27 protein-coding genes are annotated in these 25,362 nt (G+C 60.3%); 20 read left to right on the top strand and 7 right to left on the bottom strand.

What is annotated here, in order from left to right; translation table 11 throughout:
- The first annotated feature begins 21 nt into the window (after positions 1-21).
- The 6 genes from uvrC (at position 22) to mscL (ending at position 7,849) form a co-directional block, all read left to right on the top strand.
- Positions 22-2,001, top strand: coding sequence for an excinuclease ABC subunit UvrC (gene uvrC, locus FIV03_RS13505; protein WP_152509904.1), 1,980 nt, complete (start codon positions 22-24; stop codon positions 1,999-2,001).
- Between the two features lie 60 nt (positions 2,002-2,061).
- Complete coding sequence (locus tag FIV03_RS13500) at positions 2,062-3,618, top strand: tetratricopeptide repeat-containing sulfotransferase family protein (protein ID WP_152509903.1); 1,557 nt, start codon at positions 2,062-2,064, stop codon at positions 3,616-3,618.
- A 140-nt stretch (positions 3,619-3,758) separates the two neighbouring features.
- Complete coding sequence (locus tag FIV03_RS13495; RefSeq protein WP_152509902.1) at positions 3,759-5,318, top strand: tetratricopeptide repeat-containing sulfotransferase family protein; 1,560 nt, start codon at positions 3,759-3,761, stop codon at positions 5,316-5,318.
- An 82-nt stretch (positions 5,319-5,400) separates the two neighbouring features.
- Complete coding sequence (locus FIV03_RS13490) at positions 5,401-6,504, top strand: endonuclease/exonuclease/phosphatase family protein (RefSeq protein ID WP_152509901.1); 1,104 nt, start codon at positions 5,401-5,403, stop codon at positions 6,502-6,504.
- A 129-nt stretch (positions 6,505-6,633) separates the two neighbouring features.
- Positions 6,634-7,212 carry a thymidine kinase gene (locus FIV03_RS13485; protein ID WP_022998058.1) on the top strand — a complete coding sequence of 193 codons (579 nt, stop codon included), beginning with the start codon at positions 6,634-6,636 and terminating at the stop codon, positions 7,210-7,212.
- 193 nt (positions 7,213-7,405) lie between these two features.
- The gene (gene mscL, locus FIV03_RS13480) at positions 7,406-7,849 is read left to right on the top strand and encodes a large conductance mechanosensitive channel protein MscL (protein WP_152509900.1); all 444 of its coding nucleotides are present in this window, start codon (positions 7,406-7,408) and stop codon (positions 7,847-7,849) included.
- Positions 7,850-7,869: 20 nt separating this feature from the next.
- Here mscL and FIV03_RS13475 read toward each other — a convergent pair whose 3' ends face one another.
- Positions 7,870-8,832, bottom strand: a complete 963-nt coding sequence (locus tag FIV03_RS13475; protein ID WP_152509899.1) for a helix-turn-helix domain-containing protein — start codon at positions 8,830-8,832, stop codon at positions 7,870-7,872.
- Positions 8,833-8,956: 124 nt separating this feature from the next.
- Here FIV03_RS13475 and FIV03_RS13470 point away from each other — a divergent pair, with 124 nt between their 5' ends.
- The 8 genes from FIV03_RS13470 to FIV03_RS13435 all read left to right on the top strand — a co-directional run bounded on the left by FIV03_RS13470 (position 8,957) and on the right by FIV03_RS13435 (position 14,715).
- Positions 8,957-9,982, top strand: a complete 1,026-nt coding sequence (locus FIV03_RS13470) for a carbon-nitrogen hydrolase family protein (RefSeq protein ID WP_152509898.1) — start codon at positions 8,957-8,959, stop codon at positions 9,980-9,982.
- A gap of 167 nt (positions 9,983-10,149) precedes the next feature.
- Positions 10,150-10,521, top strand: coding sequence for a winged helix-turn-helix domain-containing protein (locus tag FIV03_RS13465; RefSeq protein WP_152509897.1), 372 nt, complete (start codon positions 10,150-10,152; stop codon positions 10,519-10,521).
- Between the two features lie 71 nt (positions 10,522-10,592).
- The gene (modA, locus tag FIV03_RS13460) at positions 10,593-11,384 is read left to right on the top strand and encodes a molybdate ABC transporter substrate-binding protein (protein WP_152509896.1); all 792 of its coding nucleotides are present in this window, start codon (positions 10,593-10,595) and stop codon (positions 11,382-11,384) included.
- A 185-nt stretch (positions 11,385-11,569) separates the two neighbouring features.
- A complete protein-coding gene (locus tag FIV03_RS13455) occupies positions 11,570-11,860 on the top strand; it encodes an HlyU family transcriptional regulator (RefSeq protein ID WP_152509895.1) in 291 nt (96 codons plus the stop codon).
- 102 nt (positions 11,861-11,962) lie between these two features.
- Positions 11,963-12,535 (top strand): CDP-diacylglycerol--glycerol-3-phosphate 3-phosphatidyltransferase, encoded by a 573-nt coding sequence (pgsA, locus tag FIV03_RS13450; RefSeq protein WP_022998065.1) that lies wholly within the window; start codon positions 11,963-11,965, stop codon positions 12,533-12,535.
- Between the two features lie 43 nt (positions 12,536-12,578).
- Positions 12,579-12,830, top strand: coding sequence for a molybdopterin converting factor subunit 1 (gene moaD / locus FIV03_RS13445; RefSeq protein WP_152509894.1), 252 nt, complete (start codon positions 12,579-12,581; stop codon positions 12,828-12,830).
- Between the two features lie 3 nt (positions 12,831-12,833).
- Complete coding sequence (locus tag FIV03_RS13440) at positions 12,834-13,295, top strand: molybdenum cofactor biosynthesis protein MoaE (RefSeq protein WP_055655859.1); 462 nt, start codon at positions 12,834-12,836, stop codon at positions 13,293-13,295.
- A 196-nt stretch (positions 13,296-13,491) separates the two neighbouring features.
- The gene (locus tag FIV03_RS13435) at positions 13,492-14,715 is read left to right on the top strand and encodes a multidrug effflux MFS transporter (protein ID WP_173013987.1); all 1,224 of its coding nucleotides are present in this window, start codon (positions 13,492-13,494) and stop codon (positions 14,713-14,715) included.
- 24 nt (positions 14,716-14,739) lie between these two features.
- Here the strand turns inward: FIV03_RS13435 and FIV03_RS13430 are convergent, their stop codons facing one another.
- The gene (locus FIV03_RS13430) at positions 14,740-15,816 is read right to left on the bottom strand and encodes an alcohol dehydrogenase family protein (protein WP_152509892.1); all 1,077 of its coding nucleotides are present in this window, start codon (positions 15,814-15,816) and stop codon (positions 14,740-14,742) included.
- Positions 15,817-15,896: 80 nt separating this feature from the next.
- On the opposite strand from FIV03_RS13430, the gene FIV03_RS13425 reads away from it, so the two are divergent.
- Positions 15,897-16,424 (top strand): TetR/AcrR family transcriptional regulator, encoded by a 528-nt coding sequence (locus tag FIV03_RS13425; protein WP_286202291.1) that lies wholly within the window; start codon positions 15,897-15,899, stop codon positions 16,422-16,424.
- 49 nt (positions 16,425-16,473) lie between these two features.
- Here FIV03_RS13425 and FIV03_RS13420 read toward each other — a convergent pair whose 3' ends face one another.
- Positions 16,474-17,376, bottom strand: coding sequence for a branched-chain amino acid aminotransferase (locus FIV03_RS13420; protein WP_022998071.1), 903 nt, complete (start codon positions 17,374-17,376; stop codon positions 16,474-16,476).
- 246 nt (positions 17,377-17,622) lie between these two features.
- On the opposite strand from FIV03_RS13420, the gene FIV03_RS13415 reads away from it, so the two are divergent.
- The 4 genes from FIV03_RS13415 to FIV03_RS13400 all read left to right on the top strand — a co-directional run bounded on the left by FIV03_RS13415 (position 17,623) and on the right by FIV03_RS13400 (position 21,896).
- Positions 17,623-18,189, top strand: a complete 567-nt coding sequence (locus FIV03_RS13415) for a MarR family winged helix-turn-helix transcriptional regulator (protein WP_173013836.1) — start codon at positions 17,623-17,625, stop codon at positions 18,187-18,189.
- 34 nt (positions 18,190-18,223) lie between these two features.
- Entirely contained in the window at positions 18,224-18,922 is a 699-nt protein-coding gene (locus FIV03_RS13410) for a response regulator transcription factor (protein WP_077292134.1), read from the top strand.
- A 71-nt stretch (positions 18,923-18,993) separates the two neighbouring features.
- Positions 18,994-20,328, top strand: coding sequence for an ATP-binding protein (locus tag FIV03_RS13405; protein ID WP_208997892.1), 1,335 nt, complete (start codon positions 18,994-18,996; stop codon positions 20,326-20,328).
- A 233-nt stretch (positions 20,329-20,561) separates the two neighbouring features.
- On the top strand, positions 20,562-21,896 hold the full coding sequence (locus FIV03_RS13400; RefSeq protein WP_152509890.1) for an 8-oxoguanine deaminase: 1,335 nt from the start codon (positions 20,562-20,564) through the stop codon (positions 21,894-21,896).
- 39 nt (positions 21,897-21,935) lie between these two features.
- Here the strand turns inward: FIV03_RS13400 and FIV03_RS13395 are convergent, their stop codons facing one another.
- Together FIV03_RS13395 and FIV03_RS13390 are read right to left on the bottom strand one after the other, a co-directional pair.
- A complete protein-coding gene (locus FIV03_RS13395; RefSeq protein WP_022998077.1) occupies positions 21,936-22,277 on the bottom strand; it encodes a tRNA-binding protein in 342 nt (113 codons plus the stop codon).
- Positions 22,278-22,347: 70 nt separating this feature from the next.
- Positions 22,348-23,046 carry a TetR/AcrR family transcriptional regulator gene (locus FIV03_RS13390; RefSeq protein ID WP_152509889.1) on the bottom strand — a complete coding sequence of 233 codons (699 nt, stop codon included), beginning with the start codon at positions 23,044-23,046 and terminating at the stop codon, positions 22,348-22,350.
- A 367-nt stretch (positions 23,047-23,413) separates the two neighbouring features.
- Here FIV03_RS13390 and FIV03_RS13385 point away from each other — a divergent pair, with 367 nt between their 5' ends.
- The gene (locus FIV03_RS13385; RefSeq protein ID WP_055655871.1) at positions 23,414-23,887 is read left to right on the top strand and encodes a ferritin-like domain-containing protein; all 474 of its coding nucleotides are present in this window, start codon (positions 23,414-23,416) and stop codon (positions 23,885-23,887) included.
- Between the two features lie 108 nt (positions 23,888-23,995).
- Here FIV03_RS13385 and proC read toward each other — a convergent pair whose 3' ends face one another.
- Positions 23,996-24,814 (bottom strand): pyrroline-5-carboxylate reductase, encoded by an 819-nt coding sequence (proC, locus tag FIV03_RS13380; protein WP_152509888.1) that lies wholly within the window; start codon positions 24,812-24,814, stop codon positions 23,996-23,998.
- Positions 24,811-25,311, bottom strand: a complete 501-nt coding sequence (locus FIV03_RS13375) for a YbjN domain-containing protein (RefSeq protein ID WP_022998082.1) — start codon at positions 25,309-25,311, stop codon at positions 24,811-24,813. The genes proC and FIV03_RS13375 overlap by 4 nt, the downstream gene beginning before the upstream one ends.
- Between the last annotated feature and the right edge of the window lie 51 nt (positions 25,312-25,362).

Below are 25,362 nucleotides of genomic sequence, written 5' to 3'. Positions count from 1 at the left end.
TGCGCGGCTTAAATGTCTGGCATGCAGGACGATACTGATTCTGAAAAAAGCGCCGTATCCGCGCCGGAGACCGGCAATGCCCCCGCACGCAAGGGCGTCGAGGTCATTGCCGACGAGGTCAAGCGCCTGCCCAACGGGCCGGGCGTCTACCGGATGCTGGACGAAAACGGCGAGGTTCTCTACGTCGGCAAGGCCCGCAGTCTCAAGAAACGGGTCACCAGCTACACGCGCCTGCAGGGCCAGTCCAACCGGATCATGCGCATGATCCTGGCGACGGCGTCGATGGAATTCGTCGTCACCCAGACAGAGCCGGAAGCCCTGCTTCTGGAAGCCAACCTGATCAAGCGCCTGCGACCACGGTTCAACGTGCTGCTGCGCGACGACAAGTCCTTTCCCTATATCCTGGTGACCGGTGATCATGAATCCCCCGCGATCGTCAAGCATCGCGGTGCCCGCAAGCGCAAGGGCGAGTACTTCGGACCCTTTGCCTCGGCAGGCGCGGTCGACCGCACCATCAATGCGCTCCAGAAAGCCTTTCTGATCCGGACCTGCTCGGACAGCTACTACGAAAACCGCTCCCGGCCCTGCCTGCAGTATCAGATCAAGCGCTGTGCAGGCCCCTGCACCGGGGAAATCGATCCGGCGGATTATGCCGGCCTGGTGTCGGAGGCCAAGGCCTTCCTCTCCGGCCGCAGCCAGTTGATCAAGACCCAGCTTGCAAAGCAGATGGAAGCCGCATCCGCCGATCTGGAGTTCGAGCGCGCCGCCATCTACCGCGACCGCCTGTCGGCATTGTCGCACATTCAGGCGCATCAGGGCATCAATCCGCAGTCGGTCGAGGAAGCCGACGTTTTCGCCATCCATCAGGAAGGCGGCCAGACCTGCGTGCAGGTGTTCTTTTTCCGCACCGGACAGAACTGGGGCAACCGGGCCTACTTCCCCAAGGCCGACAAGTCCTTCGAGGAAGCCGATATTCTGGAAAGCTTCCTGGCGCAGTTCTATGACGACAAACCCGCTCCGCGGCAGATCCTGCTCTCCCACGAACTGAGCGAACAGGACCTTCTCGCGCAGGCGCTCTCCGAACGCACAGGCCGAAAGGTCGACGTCGCCTGCCCCAAACGCGGGGAAAAGAAGGAGCTGGTCGACCACGCACTGACCAACGCACGCGAGGCGCTCGGCCGCAGACTTGCGGAAACCTCCAGCCAGGCCCGTTTGCTGAAAGGCGTCGCGGAAGCTTTCGACCTGCCCCAAGCGCCGCGCCGGATCGAGGTCTACGACAACTCCCACATCATGGGCACCAATGCGGTGGGCGGCATGATCGTTGCCGGCCTGGAAGGCTTCGCCAAGGGCCAGTACCGCAAGTTCAACATCAAGTCGGAGGATCTCGTCCCCGGCGACGACTACGGCATGATGCGCGAAGTGCTGACGCGGCGCTTCTCCCGTTTGTTGAAGGAACACGCCCGCGAAGACAGCAAACCGGAGGCGGTCGATCCAGCCCTCCAGGATACCGATGAGGGCGAAGTGGAAACGGCCCCTGCCGATACCGGCGTACCGGCCTGGCCGGAACTGGTGCTCATCGACGGTGGCCAGGGCCAGCTGACAGCGGCCCGCGAAACGCTGGAAAGCCTCGGCATCACCGATGTCCCGCTCGTCGGCATCGCCAAGGGGCCCGACCGGGATGCCGGACGGGAGAAATTCTTCATCCCCGGCCGGCAGTCCTTCATGCTGCCCGAGCGCGACCCCGTCCTCTATTTCGTGCAGCGTCTGCGCGACGAAGCGCACCGCTTTGCCATCGGCAGCCACCGGGCTCGCCGCAAGAAGGACATCACCAGGAACCCGCTGGATGAGATCGCGGGTGTTGGTCCGACGCGGAAGAAGGCCCTGCTGCGCCACTTCGGCACGGCCAAGGCCGTCTCCAAGGCGGGGGTCGACGACCTGGCCGCCGTTCCCGGCATTTCCGAGGCGATTGCCAAACTGGTCTATGACCATTTTCATGAATAGGACGTCGAGCCGACGCTTCCTCCCGGCCAATGATTTTGCCAAAGCCAAGGAATTCTGAGAGTGTCAAACCCGTTGGAAGCCGCGCTTCGGTGCATCGACGCAAAGGATTACGGCATGGCGCTGGAGATCCTGACCGATCTCAATGCAGCCAATCCGCGCGATCCTCAGGTCAATCACTGGCTTGGTGTCATCTATCTGACCCACGGTCACGCATCCCGGGCAATCGAACACCTACAAGCTGCCGCGAAGGTCGCGAAGAAGGAAGCCGTCATCTTCGCAACACTTGCAGATGCCCTCACCCTCGACAACCGTTTCGAGGAGGCCCTGCCATATGCGCGCAAGGCAGTTGCGCTCGACGCCAAATCCGAATTCGCCCACCGCACCCTGGGCGAGATCTACGCAAGGCTGCGGCGGCCCGTGATGGCCGAACATGCCTTTCAAAACGCGCTCGCCATCAACGAGGCATCGGCGATCGCGCATCTGGCGCTCTCGCGGCTGAAAGTCTCGCTCGGCAAGATGGACGAGGCCGAAACTCATTTCCGGCGCGCACTGGAACTGGCTCCCGAGGAACCCTCGGTGCTCATCAGTGCAAGGGACCTCTCCGACCTTTCACTGAAGAAAGAGGCGCTGGAAAAGATCGAGACCCTGCTGAACGATGCGGACCGGCCGATGGCGAAGGTCGAGCGGGCAAGGCTTGCCTTCACCGCCGGCAAGATCTGCGACGACACCGGCGACATTCCCAAGGCCTTCCATTACCTCGGCCTGCATCGAGACGACCTTTACGGCCACTATGATGCAGACCGGCAGGAACACCACGTCGAAACCTGCCGGGAAGTCTTCTCGGAACAGTTTTTCGAAGACCGCAAGGATTTTGCCCTCACCAGCGACAGGCCCGTCTTCGTCTTCGGCATGCCGCGATCAGGCACCTCGCTGGTGGAGGCCATCCTGTCTGCCCACCCGAAAGCAACGGCTGCGGGCGAACTCAGCTTCTTTGACGAGCAGATCGACGGTCTGACGGCAGGCCACACCGGTGACAATGCCTTCTTCGACGCCGCCCTGGCCCTTGACCGCAAGAGCGCCCAGCGCATCGGCCGCAAGTACCTGACCCTGCTCGACGGTTTCAGCAAGAAAAGTGCCCGCGTGATCGACAAGATGCCGCAGAATTTCGAGCACCTCTGGCTGATCGCCCTCCTGTTCCCAAACGCGCATTTCTGCCATGTCAGCCGCAACCCGGCCGACACCTGCGTCTCCATCTACATGACGCCCCTGCCCGGCAAGCACGGTTACTGTGAAAGCCAGCAATCGCTCGCCCATTATTATGGCCAGTACAGAAAGCTGATGACGCACTGGAGCACGGTGCTGCCGGTTGAGATCCGCAATCAGTCCTACGAGACCCTTGTGAGCGATCCGGATAGGGAGCGCCCACTACTGATTAGTCATGCCGGGTTGGCCTGGGACGATGCCTGCCGCCATCACGAGAGCAATGAGGCGCAGGTCTTCACCTTCTCCATGACCCAGGTCAGGCAACCCATTCATACAGGGGCCATGAACCGCTTCGAAAAGTACCGGGATCACATTGGCCCGCTGCTCGACGGGCTTGCAGGGATCGAAACCTGACACCGGAGGGTTGCATCTTCAGGCCGGTTTATCACAAGCTGTAGCGACAAACCGGCACCCGGCGCGTCTTCCGCGCCTTATTTGGAAACGGGTGTGTTCGCGAGACCAGCCGCTTGTGCGGTGCAGACCACCGGACAAAGATGCACCCAGATCCGACCGAACAAGCTTTTGCTCTTCTTCAAGCCGGGCAATTCGACCGCGCTCAGGCGCTTCTGGAGGCAGTGCTCCAGAACGATCCGCGCAATGCCCGTGCACGGTATGGCCTGGGCATCGCCTGCCTCTCCTTCGGCCGAACCGCGCAGGCGATCCCGCATCTGGAAGAGGCCGCAAAAGTCGCGAAAAAGGAAGCAGTGGTTCACACCACACTTGCAAGCGCGCTCAACATCGAGAGGCGCAGCGAAGACGCACTGCCTCATGCGCGCAAGGGCGCGTCGCTCGCCCCGGGGTCTGAATACGCGCAACGCGTCCTCGGTGAAGTCTACGCCGATCTCCGGCGCTCCGGACTTGCCCGGCAGGCCTTCGAGCAGGCTCTGAAGGCCGATCCGCGGTCGCCACGCGCTCATCTCGGCCTCTTCGAACTGGAAATGACGCTCGGCAATCGGGAGCTTGCTGAAAATCATATTCGCACCGCCTTCACCGAGGCGCCTTCCGATCCCGCAATCCTGACCGCGGCTGCCGAAACTCAGGACGAAACGCTCAAGGCGAGTGTCCTTGACGGGATTGAACGGCATCTTTCGAACCTGCCCCAAGGTGCCACAACCGCCGAAGTCACCCGTCTTGCGTTTGCCGCAGGCAAGATCTGCGACGCTGCAGGCGACACCGGCAAGGCATTTTCCTTTTTCGACGGATACCGGACGGGTCTTTATCCCGCCCACGACCCGGACCTCCAGAAAGCCTTCGTGGAAACCTGCAAGGTCGTCTTTGACCGGGAGTTTTTCGAACAGCGGAAGGACTGGGCGCTTTCAAGTGACAGGCCGGTTTTCGTTTTCGGCATGCCTCGCTCGGGCACGACCCTGGTAGAGCGGATCATCGGCCGACACCCCGCCGCACGGGCCGCGGGGGAGCTTCAGTTCATCCCCGATCGGATTCATGTTCTGGCGTCCGGCCGGATACACGACCCGCGCCTTTTCGAGGCAGCCCGACAAATGACACGGCAGGACGCTCAGCGCATTGGCCGCCGCTATCTCTCCCATCTGGAGGATATCGACAAGAGAGCGCACCGTGTAATCGACAAGATGCCTCATAACTTCGAAAACCTCTGGCTTCTCGCCCTTCTTTTTCCCAACGCCAGTTTCGTGCATGTGACGCGGAGCGCGGAAGACACTTGCCTTTCGATCTACATGACGCCGCTACCGCCGCATCATTCCTACAATGAGAGCCAGGCTTCACTCGGCCGCTATTTCAATCTCTACCGTGATCTGATGGCCCACTGGTCAGAGGTTCTGCCGGTCGCCTTGAGGCATCAGTCCTATGAAAGCCTTGTCAGCGACAATGAGACGGAAAGTCGGGCCCTGCTCGCCCATACCGGCCTGGACTGGGACGACGATTGCCTGAAGCCCCCTGACGAGACCACCCAGATCTTCACCTTCAGCCGAGAGCAGGCACGCCGACCGGTCTATGGCTCGTCCGTCGGGCGCTGGAAGGCCTATGAAAGGCTTATTCAGCCGCTTCTGACAGCGCTCGAGGCAAAGGCGAACTGACTTTGCGGCAAAACAGGTCGCACCTTCCGCACAGTCCGTGCTAAGCACAGCCGCCTTCTCATGAAATCGGACCCAGGCTGCCATGTTTCGAAAGCCCCAGGCTAAACCGCGTTCCCTGATCCATAGCGTATTATCCCTGATCGGTTGGTGCGGCAGCCTTGGTGCCATTGCTGTCAGTGTGCTCGGCCTGCTTGCCTTTCTGGCACCGGACGTCTGGCTTGCGGACAACATGAGCTTCTTCCTGCGACAGTTTCTGGCCGCAGGCCTGGCAGGGTGTCTTGGCGGTGCGGCCGGTTTCCTCGTTCGCCATCGGCTGCGTCTGCTGTACCGGTTGACCTGGTTCGTGGCCGTGATCGCCTTTCTCAGCCTGGCCGGGTTCACCGGAGCTCGCACGCTTGCCAACACCAAGCCTCTCGGTCCCGCCGCGCCGGGAGACCGTCCGCTCAAGATCGTCTCCATCAACCTTGAACACCTGTTTCTGGGGGACAAGGTGTTGCAGGCCTTTCTGGAAAAGGAGCAGCCTGATGTCGTGGTGTTTCAGGAAGTGCTGTGGTGGCTTCAGGAACGCCGCTGGCAACGCTTGGGGTTGCCGACCGGCGGTGCCGGCAAGAACGGATTTCCCGAATACCTGAAGGTCGGAGACCTGGGGGGCCTGGCGGTCTATTCCCGCTTTCCGCTGACGTCGGAAGAAACCCGTGTCATCTCTGGCGATGTCCCTCCCGGGGCAAATGTCTATTACGATGGCGACAGGGAACTGTTGTCGCTCTCCGTCGACACCGGTTCGGCTCCGCTGCATCTCCTGGTCATTCATCCCGACAGCCCGCGTTCGAAGATCCGCTGGGAGAACAAGCGCCGATATTTCGACGAGGCCGATAACGTCATCGATACCTTGAAGGCCGACAACGGCAGCAACATTCTGGCGATCGGCGACTGGAACAGTTCACCCTGGTCTGCCCGGTTCCAGCAGACACTGACACGAAACGGGCTGAAGACGGCCTATCCGGACGGATGGCCGCAGACGACGCGCTTCTTCTTCGACTACAGCCTGCACTGGATCCTCGGTGCGCCTGTCGACCAGTTCGCCGTTTCAAAGGACATCCAGATCGTCAACGTTTCGCTTGGCCCCGATATCGGTTCCGATCATTTGCCGCTGATCGTGGAGATCGCCCAGACGCCGAGCAACTGACTTCGGCGACCTGCGCCCGGCACCTGAAAATTGCGACATTGGCTGTGACTTCAACCGGAAAGTGTTTGAGGCTTCGGGTGGTTTCCTGAAAACTGCCCGCAACTTCAAGACCGATTCCCAAAGTTCCGCATGGCCAAACTCTATTTCAACTACTCCTCGATGAACGCCGGCAAGTCGACAGTGCTGTTGCAGGCCGCCTACAACTACGAGGAGCGCGGGATGAACACGTTGCTCCTGATCGCCGCCTTCGACGACCGCGGCGGCAAGGGCCGGATCGCATCGCGTATCGGGTTGGGAGCGGATGCCGATGTCTTCAACTCGGCTGACAACGTCTTTGATCACATACTGCGCGCCGACGAAGCGAAGAAGGTCGACGCGGTCTTCGTCGACGAAGCCCAGTTTCTGACGGAAGACCAGGTCTGGCAGCTCGCCCGGGTAGCCGACACGCTGCGGATTCCTGTGATGTGCTTCGGCCTCAGAACGGATTTCCAGGGAAAGCTCTTCCCCGGCAGCGCCGCCTTGCTGGCGCTTGCGGATAATCTGAAGGAAATCAAGACCATCTGCTGGTGCGGACGCAAGGCAACCATGGTTGCCCGGTTGGATGCGGACGGCAAGATCGTCGAGGAAGGCGACCAGGTCGTAATTGGTGGCAATGACAAGTATGTCTCGCTCTGCCGCCGTCACTGGAGCGAGCGGAAGCTGGGCTGATCGCCACTTTCCGTTCGGAACCTTGCAGAACCGCACCTCGGACTGGTCGCAGTGCCCTCACTTTGTGATGGACAAAGCCCCCCGGAGCAGGATTATCAGTTTTTCTGACAAGACGCCCCGCCGCAGCCCAATTCGTTGAAGGTGCTACCGCGCGCACTCTGGTCAGCGATCCGAAGACTTTTGGGGTATGCATATGATCAAGGAATTTCGCGACTTTATCGCCAAGGGCAACGTCATGGACCTTGCCGTCGGCATCATCATCGGCGCAGCATTCACCGCCATCGTCACCAGCCTGGTCAATGACCTGATCAACCCGATTATCGGGCTCATCATCGGCGGCATCGATTTCACCTCTATGTATGTCGTTCTGTCCGGGGAGGTTCCTGCCGGCACCGGTCTTGCCGCCGCTCGTGAAAGCGGAGCCGCCGTCTTCGCCTATGGCGCCTTTCTGACGTCCTGCATCAACTTCATGATCATCGCGTTTGTCGTCTTCATGCTTGTGAAGTCGGTCAACCGGATCAAGTCCATGGCTGAAAAGCCGGACGACGTCGAGCCTGAGGTCAAGACCGGCCCGTCGGAAATCGACGTCCTGATCGAAATCCGCGACGAGCTTAAGTCAGCCAAGTCCCCTGCCTGATCTTACCTTCGCGGGACCCTTTACCGCGAGCACTCTTCCTCGCCCCGGTACTGCCGGGGCGAACGGCCAAAAGCCTTGCGAAACAGTGTCGAGAAATGCTGCAGATTGTTGTACCCGCAGCGCATCGCGATTTCACTGATCGACATCGCTGCAAATCTCGGGTCATGCAGCGCCGCTGCAACGACCTCCAGCCGTTTCTGCCGGATTTCGCCAGCGATCGAAGACCCTTCGCACTGGAAGATCGCATTGAGACGCCGTACCGACAGTCCGGTGGCCGACGCCACCTGGTTCCGGTCCAGCTCCGGATCGTGAATGCGACGCGCAATGCAGCTGCGTGCCCTGAGCAGGATCTGACGATCGAACGACGAAAGCGCCAGCTCGCTCTTGCGGCTGCCCGCCAGCCCGGTTGCCACCAGGTCCAGAAGTGTTTCCTGAAGCGTTGAGGCAAACACCGGAGAGCCGCTGTTCAGGTGGGCTGAAAACGCCAGGATGCTCTCCCGCACAAGACGACCGATGTCGCTTTGGCCGTCGATCCAGGTTCCGCCAAGCGTCTCGGCAAAAGGCAGGCGGCTTAGAAGGCTTGCCTTCGAAAACTGCAGGACCGTTTGCGAGAAGGGTTCCGTCAGATCCAGACAATAAGGCTGGGTGCTGTCATAGACCACCATGTCGCCTGGACGCAGCACCGATGTCTTTCCGAATTGGGTCAGACGCGAGGAGTTTGCGGTCTGCAGGCTGACGAGGAAATCGGCTTCCGACGCCGACCGGATGTCGCTGAGACGCCGTACCACCCTGTGGGCTGTCCCGGACACTCTGGAAACGGAAAGGGCCGAATGGCGCTCGATATCCAGACTGCCGACAAAACCGGGGCCCTCACCGGCTTCACAACCCAGTTGGACATAAGAGTCACAGACCGCTTCCCGCCAATAGGCGAAGCGATCGCGCGGTGCGATGTCCACTGTGCTGTATGAGGCCTGGCCGCTCATATCCCTTTCCGTGTTCGACTGGTCGATTTTCGGCAGTCTGCCCAAAAACGCAAGTTTTTTGGCTCAGGGACAAAAGTAATCTCGTCGTCACTCCGGCAGGCTGGGAGGCCTAGGAGGACATCACATGACCAAGCAATTCAAAGTCGCAGCCGTCCAGGCCGCCCCCTGTTTTCTCGATCTTGATGCCGGCATCGACAAGGCCGTCCGCCTGATCGAGGAAGCTGCATCAGCCGGAGCCAGACTGGTCGCCTTCAGCGAAACCTGGCTGCCCGGTTATCCAAACTACATCTGGCTCGGCCCCGTCGCCTGGCAGATGCAGTTTGCCGGACGCTATTTCGAAAATTCCATTGTCGCCGGTTCGGACCACGAAAAGCGCCTGGCCGACGCCTGCCGGAAAAACAACATCCAGATTTCCATGGGCTGCTCGGAACGTGACGGCGGCTCGCTTTATATCGCCCAATGGCATTTCGACGAGACCGGCACGGTCGTGAACCGCCGGCGCAAGCTGAAACCCACTCATGTGGAACGCACGGTCTATGGCGAAGGCGACGGCTCTGATCTTGCCGTAGTCGAAACCTCCCTCGGCCGCATCGGCCAGCTGGCCTGCTGGGAACACCTGCAACCGCTGTCGAAATACGCCATGTATGCCCAGAACGAGCAGATCCATTGTGCCGCCTGGCCCAATCTCCATCTCTACAAGGGCACGGCCTACGCCCTTGGCCACGAAGTCAACAACGCGGCGTCGATGATCTATGCGGTTGAAGGCGGTTGTTTCGTGCTCGCACCCTGCTCGCTGGTCACCAAGGACATCCAGGACGCGCTCTGCCAGGGCGATCCGGAAAAGGAAGCGCTATGCCCGCTTGGCGGCGGCTATACCCGCATCTACGCCCCGGACGGGCAGGAAATCGGCACCCAGATCGCTCAGGACGAAGAAGGCCTCGTCTTTGCGGACATCGACCTCGGCATGATTGCCTTCGCCAAGGCAGCCGCTGATCCGGCGGGTCATTATGCCAAGCGGGACGCCACCAGACTGTTGCTCAACCGGAAGAAACAGCGCCCCGTTGTTGCCTTCGACGATGCGCCCGGCTGGGAAGATGCAAGCGAGCTTGCCACAGCGCGGCAGAGCCCCGTGGAAGAGGCTGCCGAGTAGACCAAACGTGCCGGCGCGCGGTACCTGCGCACCGGTCCGGGATTGCCCGGGTCCACTGTACGCTGCGCCAATCCGTTGGCGCTGACCTCGCCGGCACACTTGGACAAACCCGCGGAACCGAAATTTGCGCCTTGTCCAGGCGTAGCCGGCAAGGTCAATATCGGCGCATGAAAGACGAAGACAGCAGTCCCCGGTTCCGCATCCGCCTCGTGTTCGGCCCGGACGAAATGATGGGCCCCGGCAAGGCCGAGTTGCTGGAACGCATTCAGCGCACCGGATCGATAGCGGCCGCGGGCCGTGAGATGGGCATGAGCTACAAGCGGGCCTGGCAACTTGTGGAAACCCTCAATGCCATGTTCCGCTCTCCCCTCGTGGAACGCAGCCGCGGCGGCGCAAAAGGCGGTGGGGCGCAGATTACCGAGACCGGCCTCGCCGTTCTCGAGGAGTATCGCGCGATTGAACTGAAGGCGCGTGCCGCCGGAGACCCGCACATCGAAAAGCTGAAAACCCTGCTGAGCGATATTCCCGACGGAAAATAACGCTTGCCTTTTGGCAACTTCGCCTGCGATATTCCCGAAGAAACATATCGCACTTTCGAGGAACCAGCTGCATGTCCAATTCCAGTCTCTTCGCCTGCTTGCGCTCTCTGGCTGGCGCGGCCTTTCTTGCAGGCCTTGCGGCTCAGCCAACCACTGCGGCAGCAGGGGAAGTCACCGTTTTTGCCGCAGCAAGCCTGGCGGACGCCCTGGAAGAGATCGAACAGCGTTTCGAAGCAGCCACCGGACACGAACTGGTGATATCACTTGCGGGCTCTTCGGCGCTGGCGCGGCAGATCCAGCAGGGAGCACCGGCGGACATCTTCATCTCGGCGAATCCGGACTGGATGGATGTTCTGGAAAAGGACGAGCAGCTTGAGGCCGGCACCCGGTTCGACCTGCTCAACAATTCCCTCGTCCTGATTGCACATGGCCGTGAAGCAAAGCCGCTCGATATTTCGGCCGATCTGAACCTCCCCGAAATCCTGGGCGACAACCGGCTTGCCATGGCTTTGGTTGATGCAGTTCCCGCGGGCATTTACGGCAAGGCAGCCCTGCAAAGCCTCGGGCTGTGGGACGATGCGGAACCACGGGTAGCGCAGTCGGACAATGTTCGTTCCGCGCTTGCGCTGGTGGCAACGGGCGAAGCGCCCTACGGCATTGTCTATGCCACGGACGCCGTGGCAGAGGACAATGTGACTGTCGTTGGAACCTTTCCGGCAGAAAGCCATCCGCCGATTGTGTATCCGGTGGCGGATCTGGCCAATCGGGACTCACCTGCGGAAGAAGAGTTTCTAGCCTATCTCCAGGCCCCCGACGCGCGCGAAGCCTTCGAACGTCAGGGTTTCGTCGTACTCGATCGCTAGGTCTTCAAGCCGGTCAACGCAGGAACGTCACGCCGCCGAACACGTGAGCAGGCCAGACGAGATGCCTCTGCCCCTTCACCTTGCGCTGAAGAATGCAAATTCCCGCAAGCTTCTCCGGCCTCTCCCCTTGAAGCCCTTCCCCGCCCCTCGTAAAAGGGGGCAAATGAAACGGATTGAGGCCTCAGATGCTCGGCAAGATGTTCAAATCCCTTTTCGGCTCTTCCGGAGACGACAACAAAGGCGCCTCGAAGGCAACGACGGTGGACTATGACGGTTACCTGATCGTCGCTCAGCCCCAGCTGTCGAACGGCCAATGGCAGGTCAGCGGGCGGATTGAAAAGCAGGTTGGCGAGACAACCAAGGTGCACACCTTCATTCGTGCAGACACGCTGCCGGACGAGGAAGCTGCGGCCAACGAGATGATCCGCAAGGCCAAATTGATGATTGACCAGGTCGGCGATAGCATATTCGATTGAGCCAGGACCGGATCTTCACCGGAAATGAATAGTCAGGGTGCTGCCGGGAACCCGTATTCCGGGCCGAAAGCGCCGGGTTCAGCCCGAAATCCGAAAGCCGACATGAAACGAAATATTGTCCTGAGCCTGCCCAATCTCCTCACCTATGGGCGCATATTGGCGGTTCCTGCGGTTGCGGTCTGTTTTTATTTCGAAGGCAACACAGCCCGCTGGGTTGCGCTTGCGCTGTTCGTTCTGGCAGCTATCACCGATTTCTTCGATGGCTACCTGGCGCGGGCCTGGCAACAGCAGTCCGCACTCGGTCGCATGCTCGACCCGATTGCCGACAAGCTGCTGGTGTCCGTCAGCCTGCTGATGCTGGCCGGTGACGGAACCATCTACGGCTGGACCATGATCGCGGCAATCATCATCCTGTGCCGGGAAATCCTGGTCTCGGGACTGCGCGAATTTCTGGCCGAACTGCAGGTCAGCGTTCCCGTTACCAAGCTTGCCAAGTGGAAGACCACCGTCCAGTTGATCGCTGTCGCGTTTCTGCTTGCTGGCCCGGCGGGCGACACCGTATTCGCCTATACGACGCAAACAGGCCTCGTGGCACTTTGGCTCGCCGCCCTGCTTACCCTATATACGGGGTACGATTATTTCCGGGCCGGCATCGGCCATCTGATAACGGAATAGGTGCCTTCATTCCGGCCCTGACCGCACACCACCTGGAGGTTTCATGAACATCCGCTATTTCGCCTGGGTCCGTGAACGGGTCGGCGTCGAAGAGGAAACCATCGAGGTTCCGGCATCGGTTGCGACAGTTGCTGAACTGATCTCCCATCTGAAGACACTCGATGACAATCACGCCGCCGCGTTCGAGGAAGAAGACGCCATTCGCGTCGCACTTGACCAGATGCATGTGGAAACTGACGCTGCGCTTGGCGATGCCCGGGAAGTCGCTTTCTTTCCGCCCATGACAGGCGGCTGAACGATGTCCGCGACCCCGCTTGTCCGCGTCCAGGCAGAAGACTTCGACCTGCAGGCCGAAAGCCTTCGTCTTACAGAAGGACGCAAGGACGTCGGTGCGCTGGTTACATTCACAGGTCTGTGCCGGGATGAAGCCGGGACCCTGGCGGCACTGGAACTGGAACACTACCCCGGCATGGCCGAAGCCGAATTGACCCGGATTGCCGGAGAAGCGGCAGAGCGCTGGCCGCTGACGGGCCTTACCGTGATCCACCGCTTCGGCAAGATCGCACCTGGGCATAACATCGTTCTGGTGATCGCTGCCTCTTCCCACCGCCGGGCCGCGTTCGAGGCTGCCGACTTCCTGATGGACTACCTGAAGACCCGTGCCCCCTTCTGGAAGAAGGAACACCCTGCGGAAGGCGGCACCGGAGCCTGGGTGGAAGCGAAAACCGAAGACGACACGGACGCCGCACGCTGGACCTGAGCTGCACAAGCGAATAGTCTGCTATTGATTCAAGGCCGCTCTGCCGCTTCTTTCCCATTCTCAAGCTTTGCGGCTGCACCGGCAGCCCACCCATTTGAATTGGTCCGACCCCGTGAAACACGACAGTGAACCCTCCGGCACAGCCGCCGCATCGCCGGCGGCAGAAAAGGGTGCTTCAGGCTCTTCTTCCGAAGTTCTGCGCGAGCCAGGCATTCCCTTTGCCGAGTTTGTTGCCATCATCGCCATGATCATGGCACTGAATGCCATGGCCATCGACGTCATGCTGCCGGCCCTGCCCGCGATTGGCGATGCACTCAACATCGTTGAGGAGAACAACCGCCAGCTTGTGCTCCTGTCCTATCTGGTGGGTTTTGGCGGGGCGCAGCTCTTCTTCGGTCCGGTAACAGATGCACTGGGGCGGCGCGGCATCCTGGTCGGCGGCCTTGCGCTTTACAGCCTTGCCAGTATCGGTGCCATCTTCGCGATGGATCTCAACACGCTTTTGATCGCGCGCGTCCTTCAGGGCATCGGCTGTGCGGCTGCCCGCGTCACGGCGCTTTCCGTCGTGCGCGATTGCTACACCGGCAGGCGCATGGGCAAGGTCATGTCACTGGTGATGATGGTCTTCATGGCCGTTCCCGTGGTCGCGCCCTCCATCGGCCAGGCGGTTCTCCTGATTGCCGGCTGGCACTGGATCTTCGCGCTTCTGCTCATTTCCGGCGTCGCGATGATGATCTGGTCCGCCCTCAGGATGCCGGAAACCCTGGCGGTCGAAAACCGCCGCCCGATGGAAGTCTCCACCATCGTCAGCGCCTACATGACGGCACTGACCACGCGCGTAAGCCTTGGATACACCGTCGGCACTGCCTTCATTTTCGGCGGCCTGTTCTCGTTCCTGGCCATGTCGCAGCAGATCTTTGTCGACATTTTCGGCCTTGGGACCCTGTTCCCGATCGTCTTCGCTGCCATTGCCATCACCATGGCCGGAGCGTCCTTCACCAACGCGCAGCTGGTGGAAGCCATCGGCATGCGGCGGCTCTCCCATGGGGCCGCGGTCGTCTACACCGCGCTCGGATTTGTCGTGTGGATTCTGGCGTTGCTGGGCCTGGAGAACTTCTGGGCGTTCATGATACTGGCGACGCTGATCATGACCAGCTTCGGCTTCCTGGGCGCGAATTTCAATGCCATGGCCATGGAACCGCTCGGCGCCATCGCGGGAACCGCTTCCTCCGTCATCGGCACCATTTCGACGCTTGGCGGCGCGATCCTGGGGTACATCATGGGGCAGCTTTTCGATGGCACGACCCAGCCACTTGGCCTCGCTTACACAGTCTATGGACTTTGTGCCATCGGCTGCATTCTCTACGCCGAGCGCGGCCGCATGTTCAACGCCATGCACGACAAGCAGTCCCAGGACTGAGAATGAGATGTTGATGTCGGCGCCTCACGCACCGACATCAATCGCGATTTTTCCGATGAAGGCTTTTTCCAGGAACTTTTCCTGCGCGGCACGCAGCTCGCGCAAGGGATAGGTTTCAGCAACCACCGGCCGGATCTCACCCGCTTCGATGTAGCTCACCAGATCCTGAAAGACGTTGTCCGGCTGATAGGTGCTTCCAAGAAGCGTAAGGTCACGCAGGTAAAGCGTCCGAAGATCCAGTTCCACAATCGGCCCGGCTATCGCACCCGATGTGACGTAGCGCCCTCTGTTGCAAAGCGCATCGATCAGCTTGCCCCAGGAAGGGCCGCCAACAAGATCCAGCACGACGTCAAAGGACTGTTCGGGCGGAACCGCGTTCCGATCCAGTGTGTCGTCGGCTCCAAGAAGCCGCAAGTCGGCTGCTTTTTCCCCGCTGGTAACCGCCGTGACATGCGCTCCCCGGCGCTTGGCAAGCTGGATCGCCGCAGAGCCGACCCCGCCGGACGCTCCTGTGATCAGCACACGCTCAGCCTTGACACCAGCACGTTGCATCATTCCTTCAGCCGTCGAAAAGGCGCAGGGAAACGAAGCAAGTTCGACGTCACTCAGACGGGAGTTTATCGCAAGCGCATCGTGAGATCTTGCCGTTGCGTATTGTGCAAATCCACCGTTTGTCTCTGACCCGAAGGTCCAGATTGCAGGTTCCTGGCCATCTGCTTCGACAGTTTGGAGCGCCCGCACCAGAACCCGTTCGCCGATCCGGCTCGCCGGGACGCCGTCGCCAACCGCAACGATTTCACCACAACAATCGGCGCCCTGAATATGCGGGAAGGTCAAAGGCTTGCCGGACCAACTGCCATCCGCTCCGGTGTCGGCCAAATATCCGTCAGCCGCGCCGGAGGCGGTGTCGCCACGCACGGCCTTGGAGTACCACCCTGTTCGGGTGTTCACATCGGTATTATTGACCGAAGACGCTCCGACACGGATCAGAACCTCGTTCTTCCCGGCCACGGATACCGGCAGGTCCGTCCGCCAGACCAACTTCTCAAGTCCGCCGTGCCCCGTCAGCACGACACCGCTCATCTTTTCGGGGATCGCCATACGCTTTCCTTAGGTAGAATGATCGTTCTACTTGCCACGTGTAGAACGATCATTCTACATAGTCAAGCATGACCGACACCATGACCAGGATCGCTTCGGGCCTTGAGCGGGCATTTGCCGAAAACGGCTTTGCCTCGCCAAGCGTGGGAGATTTGAGAGATGCGGCGGGCGTAAGCCTTCGCACGCTGTACAAATACTTGCCGTCGCGGGAAGACATGGTCTACGCGGCCCTGGAGCATCGGCACCAGCGCTACCTGAAACTTGTGTTTGGCGACTTGCCGGCCGATCCGGAACAAGCTCTTGGAGAAATCCTCGACCGGGTCGCCAGCTGGATGGAAACCGAAACCACGAGAGGCTGCCTGTTCCATGCCGCTGTGGCATCTGCTCCCCATGACGAGAAGCTGTTTGATCTCCTGAAGGAACACAAAACACAGGTGGCCGGCCTCGCCGCCAGCACAACGGGACTTGTCGGCCGTGAGATCGAACTCTCGCTTCTTCTGGAAGGTTTGACGCAGACCTGGCCGCTTCATGGCGACCGGTCGGTGGAACGCGCCAAGTTACTCGGCAAGCTTCTTATGACGGCGCATTCCGACATAACCGCAAAATAAAAGGCGGGCCAATGCCCGCCTTTCCGATTATTGCCTTGCGGCTGTTCTATCAGCCTGCTGCGGCCTGCAGGGCCGGGGTTTGCGGACGCACAGCGGCATCATAGTCCTGCATCAGGGTCTTGATGATGTCGCCGACCTGATAGGTATTTCCGGCGATCTCGGAAACCGGCGTCACTTCAGCGGCTGTTCCGGTAACGAAGCACTGTTCGAATTCCGGCAGCTCTTCCGGCATGATCACGCGCTCGACAACCTCGATACCGCGGTCGCGTGCCAGACCGATCACCGTCTGGCGGGTAATGCCGTTCAGGAAGCAGTCAGGCGTCGGCGTATGGATCTTGCCGTCCTTGACGAAGAACACGTTGGCGCCGGTCGCCTCTGCCACCTGGCCGCGCCAGTCCAGCATCAGCGCATCGGTGTAACCCTTGGCTTCCGCGGCATGCTTGGAGATGGTGCAGATCATGTAGAGACCGGCGGCCTTCGCCTTGAACGGTGCCGTTGCAGGCGCCGGACGGCGATATTCGGCCATATCCAGGCGAATGCCCTTCAGGCGCTCTTCCGGCTTGAAATAGCTCGGCCATTCCCAGGTGGCGATCGCCAGGTGAATGGTGTTGTGCTGAGCCGAAATACCCATCATCTCGCTGCCGCGCCAGGCGACGGGGCGGATATAGGCATCGGTCAGGTTCATGCGCGCCAGGGTTTCTTCCTTGGCAGCGTTGATCTGTTCAGCAGTGTACGGGATCTCGAAACCGAGCATGCGCGCCGATGCAAGCAGGCGCTCCGTATGCTCTTCGGACTTGAAGATCCGGCCGCCATAAGCACGCTCGCCTTCGAACACGCTGCTGCCGTAGTGCAGTCCGTGGCTGAGAACATGCAGTTTGGCTTCCGACCAAGGCACGAAAGTGCCGTCGTACCAGATATCACCACTGAGCTGATCAAAAGGCGTTCCAGCCATTTTTCATCTCCCGCTCGCTCTATGAGCGTTGTTTTGTTTTCTCTTTAACAGAGGCAAATGACGCCAAAGACTTGCGCCTTTTTTACCGCTGTATTTTTTGCACAGCACGCCAACTATCGGTATCCTGATGGCCGCGGCGACGATGATAGGATTCGTTTATCATCTGATGCGTGAAAATGCATCAAAAAGACCGATCATTTCGTTCGCGACCGGATAGAAGTAACAATCGACCAGAATTAAGTCAATATGACTGACGTAAATTTCAAACCGGACCGACCGCCCCTCAGACGGGATACGGACGAGGTTCGGCCCAGGCAGCCCGAAGGGGACGATACGGATGGCGCAGACGCGCTGTCCTACGACCTTATCGAGCTTCTTTTTTTCGCATATCGCGACTTCACCGGTGATCCGGACGACGTACTGGCCAAGTACGAGTTCGGCCGCGCACACCACCGTGTTCTGCATTTTGTGGACCGCAATCCGGGGATCATGGTCACTGACCTGCTCGGCATTCTCCGGATCACGAAGCAGAGCCTTGGCCGGGTGCTCAAGCAACTGGTGGACGCCGGCATCATCGAGCAGCGCGAAGGTCATCATGACAGGCGGCAGAGACTGCTCTATACCACCGAACGCGGGCACGCCCTTGCTGTGGACCTCACCAGCCTGCAGCAAAAGCGCCTTGAACGCGCCCTAATTGGATTGCCAGATGGCAGCGACGAAATTATCCGCAGGTTTCTGCTCCGAATGATCGACCCCGAAGCGCGGCCTCAGATCCTGCAGCTGATACGCAGTCTCTACGATCTGAAGGATTGACCGGCAGAGGTCACAAAAGGACGACAAAGCCGACATGAATGCCCAGGTGCCTGACGACAACGCCAACCACATTCTCCTGGTCGACGACGACAAGCGCATCAGGGACCTTCTGTCCAGGTTGCTCAAGGAGAACGGCTATCGTGTGACTGCGGCCGCCCATGCGGCCGAAGCCCGCACGTGTCTGTCCGGGCTGGAGTTCGACCTGATCATCCTCGATGTCATGATGCCGGGCGAAACCGGTCTGGAACTTGCCGTTTCCCTGCGCGAGGACTCCTCCGTCCCGATCCTGATGCTCACCGCGCGCTCCGAGGCCCCGGACCGGATCGCCGGACTGGAAGCCGGCGTTGATGATTACCTTTCCAAGCCGTTCGAACCGCGCGAACTGATGCTGCGCATTGCCGCGATCCTGCGCCGTGGCAACCAGCAGCCGGTCATTGTCAGCGAAGAAATTCGCTTCGGCCCGTTTTCGTTCAATTCTGCCCGGGGTGAACTCAAGAACGGCGAGGCCATGGTGCGCCTGACCGACAGGGAAAAGCAGATCCTGTCGATTTTCGCCGAGCAACCGGGCGCAACCGTTCCTCGCCACAAGATCGTCGGTGATGATAGCGGCCTGGGCGAACGGACGGTCGACGTCCAGATCAACCGGCTGCGCCGCAAGATCGAAACGGATCCGGGGAACCCGATCTACCTGCAGACGGTGCGCGGCATCGGATACAGGCTCGCGTGCGACTGAGCCGGAAACAAATGGCGAGACTCGACAGCTTCTTCCGGCGCGTGCCCCTGACGGTTCCCCTGAAACCGCTGATGGCAGTCTATCGTCAGGTCGCCAGGCTCATGTACCGGGTCATGCCGAAGGGCCTGTTCACCCGGACCTTCCTGATTATTGTCGCCCCCATCGTGATCCTGCAGTCGGTGCTCGTCTTCGTGTTCATGGAGCGGCACTACCAGTTGGTCTCGCGCAGGATGTCGGAAGCCGTGGTGCGCGAGATTGCGGCCGTGGTCTATGTTCTGGAGAACTATCCGCAGGACCCGGACTACGCCAACATCGAGGAACTCGCCTCGCGGGCACTCGGCATGTCCATGACCGTGACACCACTTGAGCCCTTGCCGCCTCCCACGCCCAAGCCGTTTTTCGACGTCATCGACCAGGAACTGAGCCAGGCGATCGGACAGCGCATCGGCAAGCCGTTCTGGATCGACACGGTCGGCAGGTCCCGCTTCGTCGAAATCCGCATCCAGTTGAAGGATTCCATTCTGCGCGTCTTCACAAGGCGCAGCCAGACCTACGCCTCCAATTCGCACATCTTCCTGGTCTGGATGTTCTCCACGTCGCTGGTTCTGGTGATCATCGCCCTGTTGTTCCTGCGCAATCAGATCCGCCCGATCGTGCGCCTTGCCAATGCGGCGGAGGCCTTCGGCAGGGGCCGGCCGGTAGAGAATTTTCGGGCCAGCGGCGCACGCGAAGTTCGCCAGGCAAGCCTTGCCTTTATCGACATGCGACGGCGCATCGAGCGGCAGATCGAGCAGCGCACCACCATGCTTGCAGGTGTCAGCCACGATCTCAGGACCATTTTGACGCGTCTCAGGCTGCAACTCGCGTTCCTCGGCGGCTCGCAGGAAAGCGAGGCGATGCGCAAGGATGTCGACGAGATGAGCCACATGCTCGAGGATTATCTGGCCTTTGCCAGTGGCGATGGCGATGAGGACATCCAGAAGACCGACCTTTCGCTTCTTCTGGAGGAACTGGAAGAAGAAGCGGAGATCTCGGGCCACGATGTAAGGACCCGGTTCGAAGGCTCCCCGGAAGTCGAGATCCGGCGCCTGTCGATGAAGCGCTGCCTCTCCAACCTGGTCACCAACGGCTGCAAATACGGAAACCGGGTCGAGGTACTCGGCCGGGTCGACAGAGGCTGGATCACCATCACCGTCGACGACGACGGCCCGGGCATTCCCGAAGACCAGCGCGAGATTGCCTTCAGGGCCTTCCACCGGCTGGATCTTGCTCGCAACATGGATGAAACCGGCAGCGGTCTCGGCCTTGCCATCGCCCGTGACATTGCCCGTGCCCATGGTGGCGACCTCTATCTCGAAGACAGTCCAATGGGCGGCTTGCGGGCACGGCTGCGTATCCCGGCTTAGGAAAACTTTACTCTCCAGGCAGGAATTCGCTGCCAATCTGGCCGAGAGACTTGCCTTTTCAGCCAGCAATTTGTTTCATTTGAAAGTCTTTCAAGGCGATCAAACACAATCGCCACCCAATTTCCGGTTGACTGGGCAAACATCAATTTTCTACCAAATGGCTTGCTGGTTCTTGCCCCCGTTTTCCACCAGCCGAGCGCATTCCGATGAGACGGGGACTTGAGGAATGCACCATGCCTGAAATTCTCCTGAAAAATGCCGACACCGTCCTCACGATGGATGACGACCGCCGGGAACTGTCAGCCGTCGACATTCGTCTGCGTGATGGCGTGATTGCGGAAATCGGCAAAGATTTGGAGACCTCCGGCGAAACGCTGTCCGCTCGTGGCTGCGTCGTGACACCCGGCCTTGTGAACACGCACCATCATCTTTACCAGAGCTTGACCAGAGCTGTTCCCGGTGGCCAGGACGCCCTGCTTTTCGGCTGGCTGCAGACCCTGTACCCGATCTGGTCCCGCTTCGGCCCGGAGGAAATGTTCTTTTCCGCGCAGACCGGACTTGCCGAACTGGCACTTTCCGGATGTACGCTCAGCTCCGATCATCTCTACCTCTATCCCAACGGGTCGCGGCTTGATGACACCATCGCCGCCGCAAGAGAGATCGGCCTTCGCTTTCACCCGACCCGCGGCGCCATGAGTATCGGCGAAAGCGACGGCGGCCTTCCGCCCGACAGTCTTGTTGAACGGGAAGCCAGCATTCTGGAAGATTCCATTCGCGTCGTGGATGCCTTTCACGACCCGTCAGAAGGCGCGATGGTTCGTGTCGGCCTTGCGCCTTGCTCACCCTTCTCTGTCAGCCGGGACCTGATGCGCGATGCGGCTCTGTTAGCCCGCGACAAGAAGGTTATGCTTCATACCCATCTTGCGGAAAACGATGAGGACATTGCCTACTCGCAGGAAAAATTCGGCTGCCGACCGGGTCAATACGCCGAGGATCTCGGCTGGACCGGGCCGGATGTCTGGCACGCCCATTGCGTCAAGCTGGATGATCGGGAAATCCGGCTGTTCGCCGGCAGCGGCACCGGCGTTGCCCATTGCCCCTGCTCCAACTGCCGGCTTGGCAGCGGCATTGCCCCTGTACGCGCAATGCGCGACGCCCGGGTGAAGGTTGGCCTTGGTGTTGACGGTTCGGCCAGCAACGATGCCGGCAACCTGGTTCTGGAAGCGCGCCAGTCGATGCTGCTGCAACGGGTGGCCAACGGTGCGGATGCCATGTCTGCCCGCGAAGCCCTGGAAATCGCTACCCGTGGCGGCGCCGATGTGCTTAACCGGCCGGATTGCGGCCGGCTCGCCCTCGGCAAACGTGCCGATATCGCACTGTGGGATGTTTCCGGCATAGAAAGCGCGGGCAGCTGGGATCCGGCGGCCCTGCTGCTCGCCGGTCCGACACGCGTCAAACACCTGTTCGTGGAAGGTCGTCAGGTCGTCAACGACGGCCAGATCACCACGATCGACCTGCCGAGGGTGATCGAACGCCAGAACCGGCTTGCGCGAAATCTGCAACGCTGAAACGGACTTGTCCCTGGAGACGGGGCCAGGTGCGCAGGTTCAGTAAAGCCGACCGCCGATCGGAACGTCCTTGGTCGGCGACAAAAGCACCACTTCGCCATCAGCATCCGGAACGCCGAGCGTCAGCACTTCGGACATGACGGGGCCAATCTGGCGCGGCGGGAAGTTGACCACCGCCATCACCAGCTTTCCGACCAACGTTTCCGGTGTGTAGTGTTTGGTGATCTGTGCAGAGGTTTTCTTGATGCCGATTTCCGGACCAAAATCGATCTGCATCTTGTAGGCGGGCTTGCGTGCTTCGGGAAATTCCTCGGCCTTGATAACCCGGCCGACACGCACATCCACTTTCAGGAAATCGTCAAAACTGATCTGATCGCTCACGAAAACATTCCTTTTGTTCCGCGAGCGACCATGGACGGTCAGATGACTGTTCGCAAGGCCCGGGCAGCGCTCAGGCGCCTGCCGGGGCTTCTCCGCCGAGGTCTGTGTCTTCCCGGCCACTTTCCGCCCTGTCACCGCGGCGGCCAGAGCGTTCCGATGCCTTGCGGAAGAACGAGCGGATGCCCTTCGCGACGCCGTCCAGCTTGTTCAGCCGCTTCATGAAGGACGTGCCCTTGTCCAGTTCCTTGTCGAGGCGCGCCATCGTGCGCGGCATGCCTTCGTCTTCCTCGTCCAGCCATACGCCGACGACACGGGCAAAGGCAACGGAGAGACCCTGGGCAACGACGGTTGCCTTGACCCCGGAAACATCGATCCCGGCAGCGATCAGCATCCATTTCTGCGAGCGCACTTCAAGGGAGTTGAAGTCAAGCGCGAGGGCGGGATCCTTTCGCGCCGCCTTGTGGAGCGCACGCACGGCTTCCTTGTGTTCGGCCATGGCGTCGATGCGGCTCATCAGGATGTCGAACAGGCGATCGCGCGGGGGCTGGTCGCCCATATCCTCGTCGCGTTCGTCCAGAACAGCGGTGTCGATCTGTTCCAGGAAGGCGGCAACCAGCATCAGCTTGGAGGCATAGGCGCTGCGCATTTCGGAAAGCTTGACCTTGGCCGTCTCGGCGATCAACGGCAGCGAGACGTCTTCATAAGGATGTTCCGACAACAGATCGAGAAAGGTCTTCAGGATCTTCTGCTTGGTCTTCGCGGTCGCCATTGCTGGCCCTCCTGTGTGTTTGCTGCCCACAACATAGGATCGCACGCGCTTGCAGAAAAGGGCGGCCCGCTGCCACAGGCTGTCGGAGCGCCCCTCCAGGAACGCGGATCTCAGGCAAATGCAGGCACCGGACAGGAACCAAATCGACTGGCACGGCGTTTCCTGAACTGACGGGCCTGAGACCGTGTACGGATTGTCCGGAAGGACGACCGGTCACCTTTCTCATGACCTGTTCCGCCCGAGCGATCGGTTCCCCCACGCGAAGCCCCGTTGAGACGGTGCGTCGCGCCGGTCGTCTCCGGGTGGCTTTGACAGACCTTTGCCGAGCCCCGCCCCGGGCCAAGTGCATCTTGTGAAAGGACGCCCCATGAAAACGCTTGCCGATGCTTTCGAGCATACGCTTCAGGACATCTACTACGCCGAAAAAACCATGACCAAGACCATGCCGAAACTGCAGGAAGCTGCAAACGGCAAGAAACTGAAGGATGCGATCGGTGAGCATCTGGAAGAAACGAAATCCCAGGTCAAGGTTCTGGAACAGGTCTTCAAGTCGCTCGGAAAGAAGCCGGAAGGCGAGAAGTGCGATGCCATTGAAGGCCTGATCAAGGAAACCGACGGCATCATCAGCGAGGCGAGCGGCGCGGCCAAGAACGCAGCATTGCTGGCTGCCTGCCAGGCGGTCGAGCATTATGAGATCGCCCGCTACGGGACGCTGCGCGAATGGGCGAAGGTCCTCGGCCACGATGAGGCCCACGACCTGCTGACCGGCATTCTCGATCAGGAAAAAGCGGCAAACAGCAAGCTGACCAATCTTGCCGTTTCGACCATCAACGCGCAGTAACCGCACCATGCTGCTCGAAGGCCCCTCGGCTTTCGGGCCAGAGAACCAAAAGGCCGCCGGAGTTCCGGCGGCCTTTTGTCTGATTAAACCCGTGTTGCCGGGATGACTTCAGCCGGCCAGTTCGCGCGCGCGTTTGACGGCGGCGGCAACCGCCTCGCTCATCACCGGCTGCAATCCTTCGGCGTGCATCAGCACGTCAAGCGCAGCAGCCGTCGTGCCGTTCGGGCTGGTAACGTTCTGGCGCAGGATGGAGGGATGTTCACCGGACTGGTGCATAAGCTCCCCTGCCCCGCACACCGTGGCGACGGCCAGCTCATGAGCTATCTCTTCCGGAAGCCCGGCCTGCTTGCCCGCTTCGCTCAAGGCTTCTGCGAGGAAGAAAACATAGGCTGGGCCCGAACCACTGACACCGGTCACCAGATCGATCTGGTCTTCGCTTTCGAGCCAGACCACCTTTCCGACCGCCGACAGAAGCTTGGTGACATCTTCGCGGGAAGAAGGGGAAACTGCCTCAGTCGGATACACCGCCGTGATGCCGCGTTTGACCATGGCCGGTGTGTTCGGCATGCAGCGGCAGATCGGCACCTTGCCGAAGTATTCCTCGAATTTGGCAACCGGAGTACCCGCCGCAATCGACAGCACCAGCGTGTCGGCAGCAATGGCAGACTTCAGCCCGGGCAGGACCTGGTCCATGAGTTGTGGCTTGATCGCCACCAGTACGATGCCACCCGTGAGGTCATCCGGGACCGAAGTCACATGGCGGATGCCGTGTTTCTTGAGGAGGGCGTCCATCTCTTCGGAAAGACGCGGGTCGCTGACCACGATGGCGGCGGGATCGATCCCTTCCGCCATCCAGCCTGATAACATTGCCCCGCCCATCTTGCCGGCTCCGACAAGAAGGAAAGGCCGTTCCTTTGAAAAGCTCATGCTTCTCCTGCGGTTTCAAACAAGGCCGTATTCAACGCCTCGGCTGCCGAATGACCGGCCCAGACGACGAATTGAAAGGCTTGATAGAAACGTTCGCAGTTTTCAAGGGCATTTGTCAGCATTCCCTCGATCTGTGCCGAGGAGGCCTCCGCTCCGCCCGCAAGAAGCAGCGACTGCCGGAACATCACCACGTTCTCCTTGTTCCAGAGATCGAAGTGGCCCATCCAGAGCTGTTCATTGACCAGTGCGAGCAGACGGACAACTTCCGTCTTGCGCAATTCGGTGACCTTGAGGTCAAAAGCGCAGGCAAGATGAAGGGCTTCGACTTCCTCCATCCACGAGAAGGAGACGTGGTAATCACACCAGCTCCCCTCCAGGGATATGGTGATCTCGTCTTCGTCCGACCTTTCGAACGTCCAGTCGTTCAAGGCGGCGAACGTCTCGATGGTGTCAACGGGATTACCAGGTCGCTCGAGTTCAAGCTCGATGAGGCTCATGTGCCTACTCCCCTTCTGAGCCGGGGGCCTGGAACCCGATCACGATAACCG

Source organism: Labrenzia sp. THAF187b, assembly GCF_009363375.1.
Classification (GTDB): Bacteria; Pseudomonadota; Alphaproteobacteria; order Rhizobiales; family Stappiaceae; genus Roseibium; species Roseibium algicola.
This window is presented reverse-complemented; position numbering and strand designations above follow the sequence as displayed.

Bases quoted from the DNA above. Each gene is read 5' to 3' on its own strand.
- uvrC (WP_152509904.1), top strand. From the start codon at position 22: ATGCAGGACGATACTGATTCTGAAAAAAGCGCCGTATCCGCGCCGGAG.
- FIV03_RS13495 (WP_152509902.1), top strand. From the start codon at position 3,759: ATGCACCCAGATCCGACCGAACAAGCTTTTGCTCTTCTTCAAGCCGGG.
- FIV03_RS13490 (WP_152509901.1), top strand. From the start codon at position 5,401: ATGTTTCGAAAGCCCCAGGCTAAACCGCGTTCCCTGATCCATAGCGTA.
- FIV03_RS13485 (WP_022998058.1), top strand. From the start codon at position 6,634: ATGGCCAAACTCTATTTCAACTACTCCTCGATGAACGCCGGCAAGTCG.
- mscL (WP_152509900.1), top strand. From the start codon at position 7,406: ATGATCAAGGAATTTCGCGACTTTATCGCCAAGGGCAACGTCATGGAC.
- FIV03_RS13475 (WP_152509899.1), bottom strand. From the start codon at position 8,832: ATGAGCGGCCAGGCCTCATACAGCACAGTGGACATCGCACCGCGCGAT.
- FIV03_RS13470 (WP_152509898.1), top strand. From the start codon at position 8,957: ATGACCAAGCAATTCAAAGTCGCAGCCGTCCAGGCCGCCCCCTGTTTT.
- FIV03_RS13465 (WP_152509897.1), top strand. From the start codon at position 10,150: ATGAAAGACGAAGACAGCAGTCCCCGGTTCCGCATCCGCCTCGTGTTC.
- modA (WP_152509896.1), top strand. From the start codon at position 10,593: ATGTCCAATTCCAGTCTCTTCGCCTGCTTGCGCTCTCTGGCTGGCGCG.
- FIV03_RS13455 (WP_152509895.1), top strand. From the start codon at position 11,570: ATGCTCGGCAAGATGTTCAAATCCCTTTTCGGCTCTTCCGGAGACGAC.
- pgsA (WP_022998065.1), top strand. From the start codon at position 11,963: ATGAAACGAAATATTGTCCTGAGCCTGCCCAATCTCCTCACCTATGGG.
- moaD (WP_152509894.1), top strand. From the start codon at position 12,579: ATGAACATCCGCTATTTCGCCTGGGTCCGTGAACGGGTCGGCGTCGAA.
- FIV03_RS13440 (WP_055655859.1), top strand. From the start codon at position 12,834: ATGTCCGCGACCCCGCTTGTCCGCGTCCAGGCAGAAGACTTCGACCTG.
- FIV03_RS13430 (WP_152509892.1), bottom strand. From the start codon at position 15,816: ATGGCGATCCCCGAAAAGATGAGCGGTGTCGTGCTGACGGGGCACGGC.
- FIV03_RS13425 (WP_286202291.1), top strand. From the start codon at position 15,897: ATGACCAGGATCGCTTCGGGCCTTGAGCGGGCATTTGCCGAAAACGGC.
- FIV03_RS13420 (WP_022998071.1), bottom strand. From the start codon at position 17,376: ATGGCTGGAACGCCTTTTGATCAGCTCAGTGGTGATATCTGGTACGAC.
- FIV03_RS13415 (WP_173013836.1), top strand. From the start codon at position 17,623: ATGACTGACGTAAATTTCAAACCGGACCGACCGCCCCTCAGACGGGAT.
- FIV03_RS13410 (WP_077292134.1), top strand. From the start codon at position 18,224: ATGAATGCCCAGGTGCCTGACGACAACGCCAACCACATTCTCCTGGTC.
- FIV03_RS13405 (WP_208997892.1), top strand. From the start codon at position 18,994: ATGGCAGTCTATCGTCAGGTCGCCAGGCTCATGTACCGGGTCATGCCG.
- FIV03_RS13400 (WP_152509890.1), top strand. From the start codon at position 20,562: ATGCCTGAAATTCTCCTGAAAAATGCCGACACCGTCCTCACGATGGAT.
- FIV03_RS13390 (WP_152509889.1), bottom strand. From the start codon at position 23,046: ATGGCGACCGCGAAGACCAAGCAGAAGATCCTGAAGACCTTTCTCGAT.
- FIV03_RS13385 (WP_055655871.1), top strand. From the start codon at position 23,414: ATGAAAACGCTTGCCGATGCTTTCGAGCATACGCTTCAGGACATCTAC.
- proC (WP_152509888.1), bottom strand. From the start codon at position 24,814: ATGAGCTTTTCAAAGGAACGGCCTTTCCTTCTTGTCGGAGCCGGCAAG.
- FIV03_RS13375 (WP_022998082.1), bottom strand. From the start codon at position 25,311: ATGAGCCTCATCGAGCTTGAACTCGAGCGACCTGGTAATCCCGTTGAC.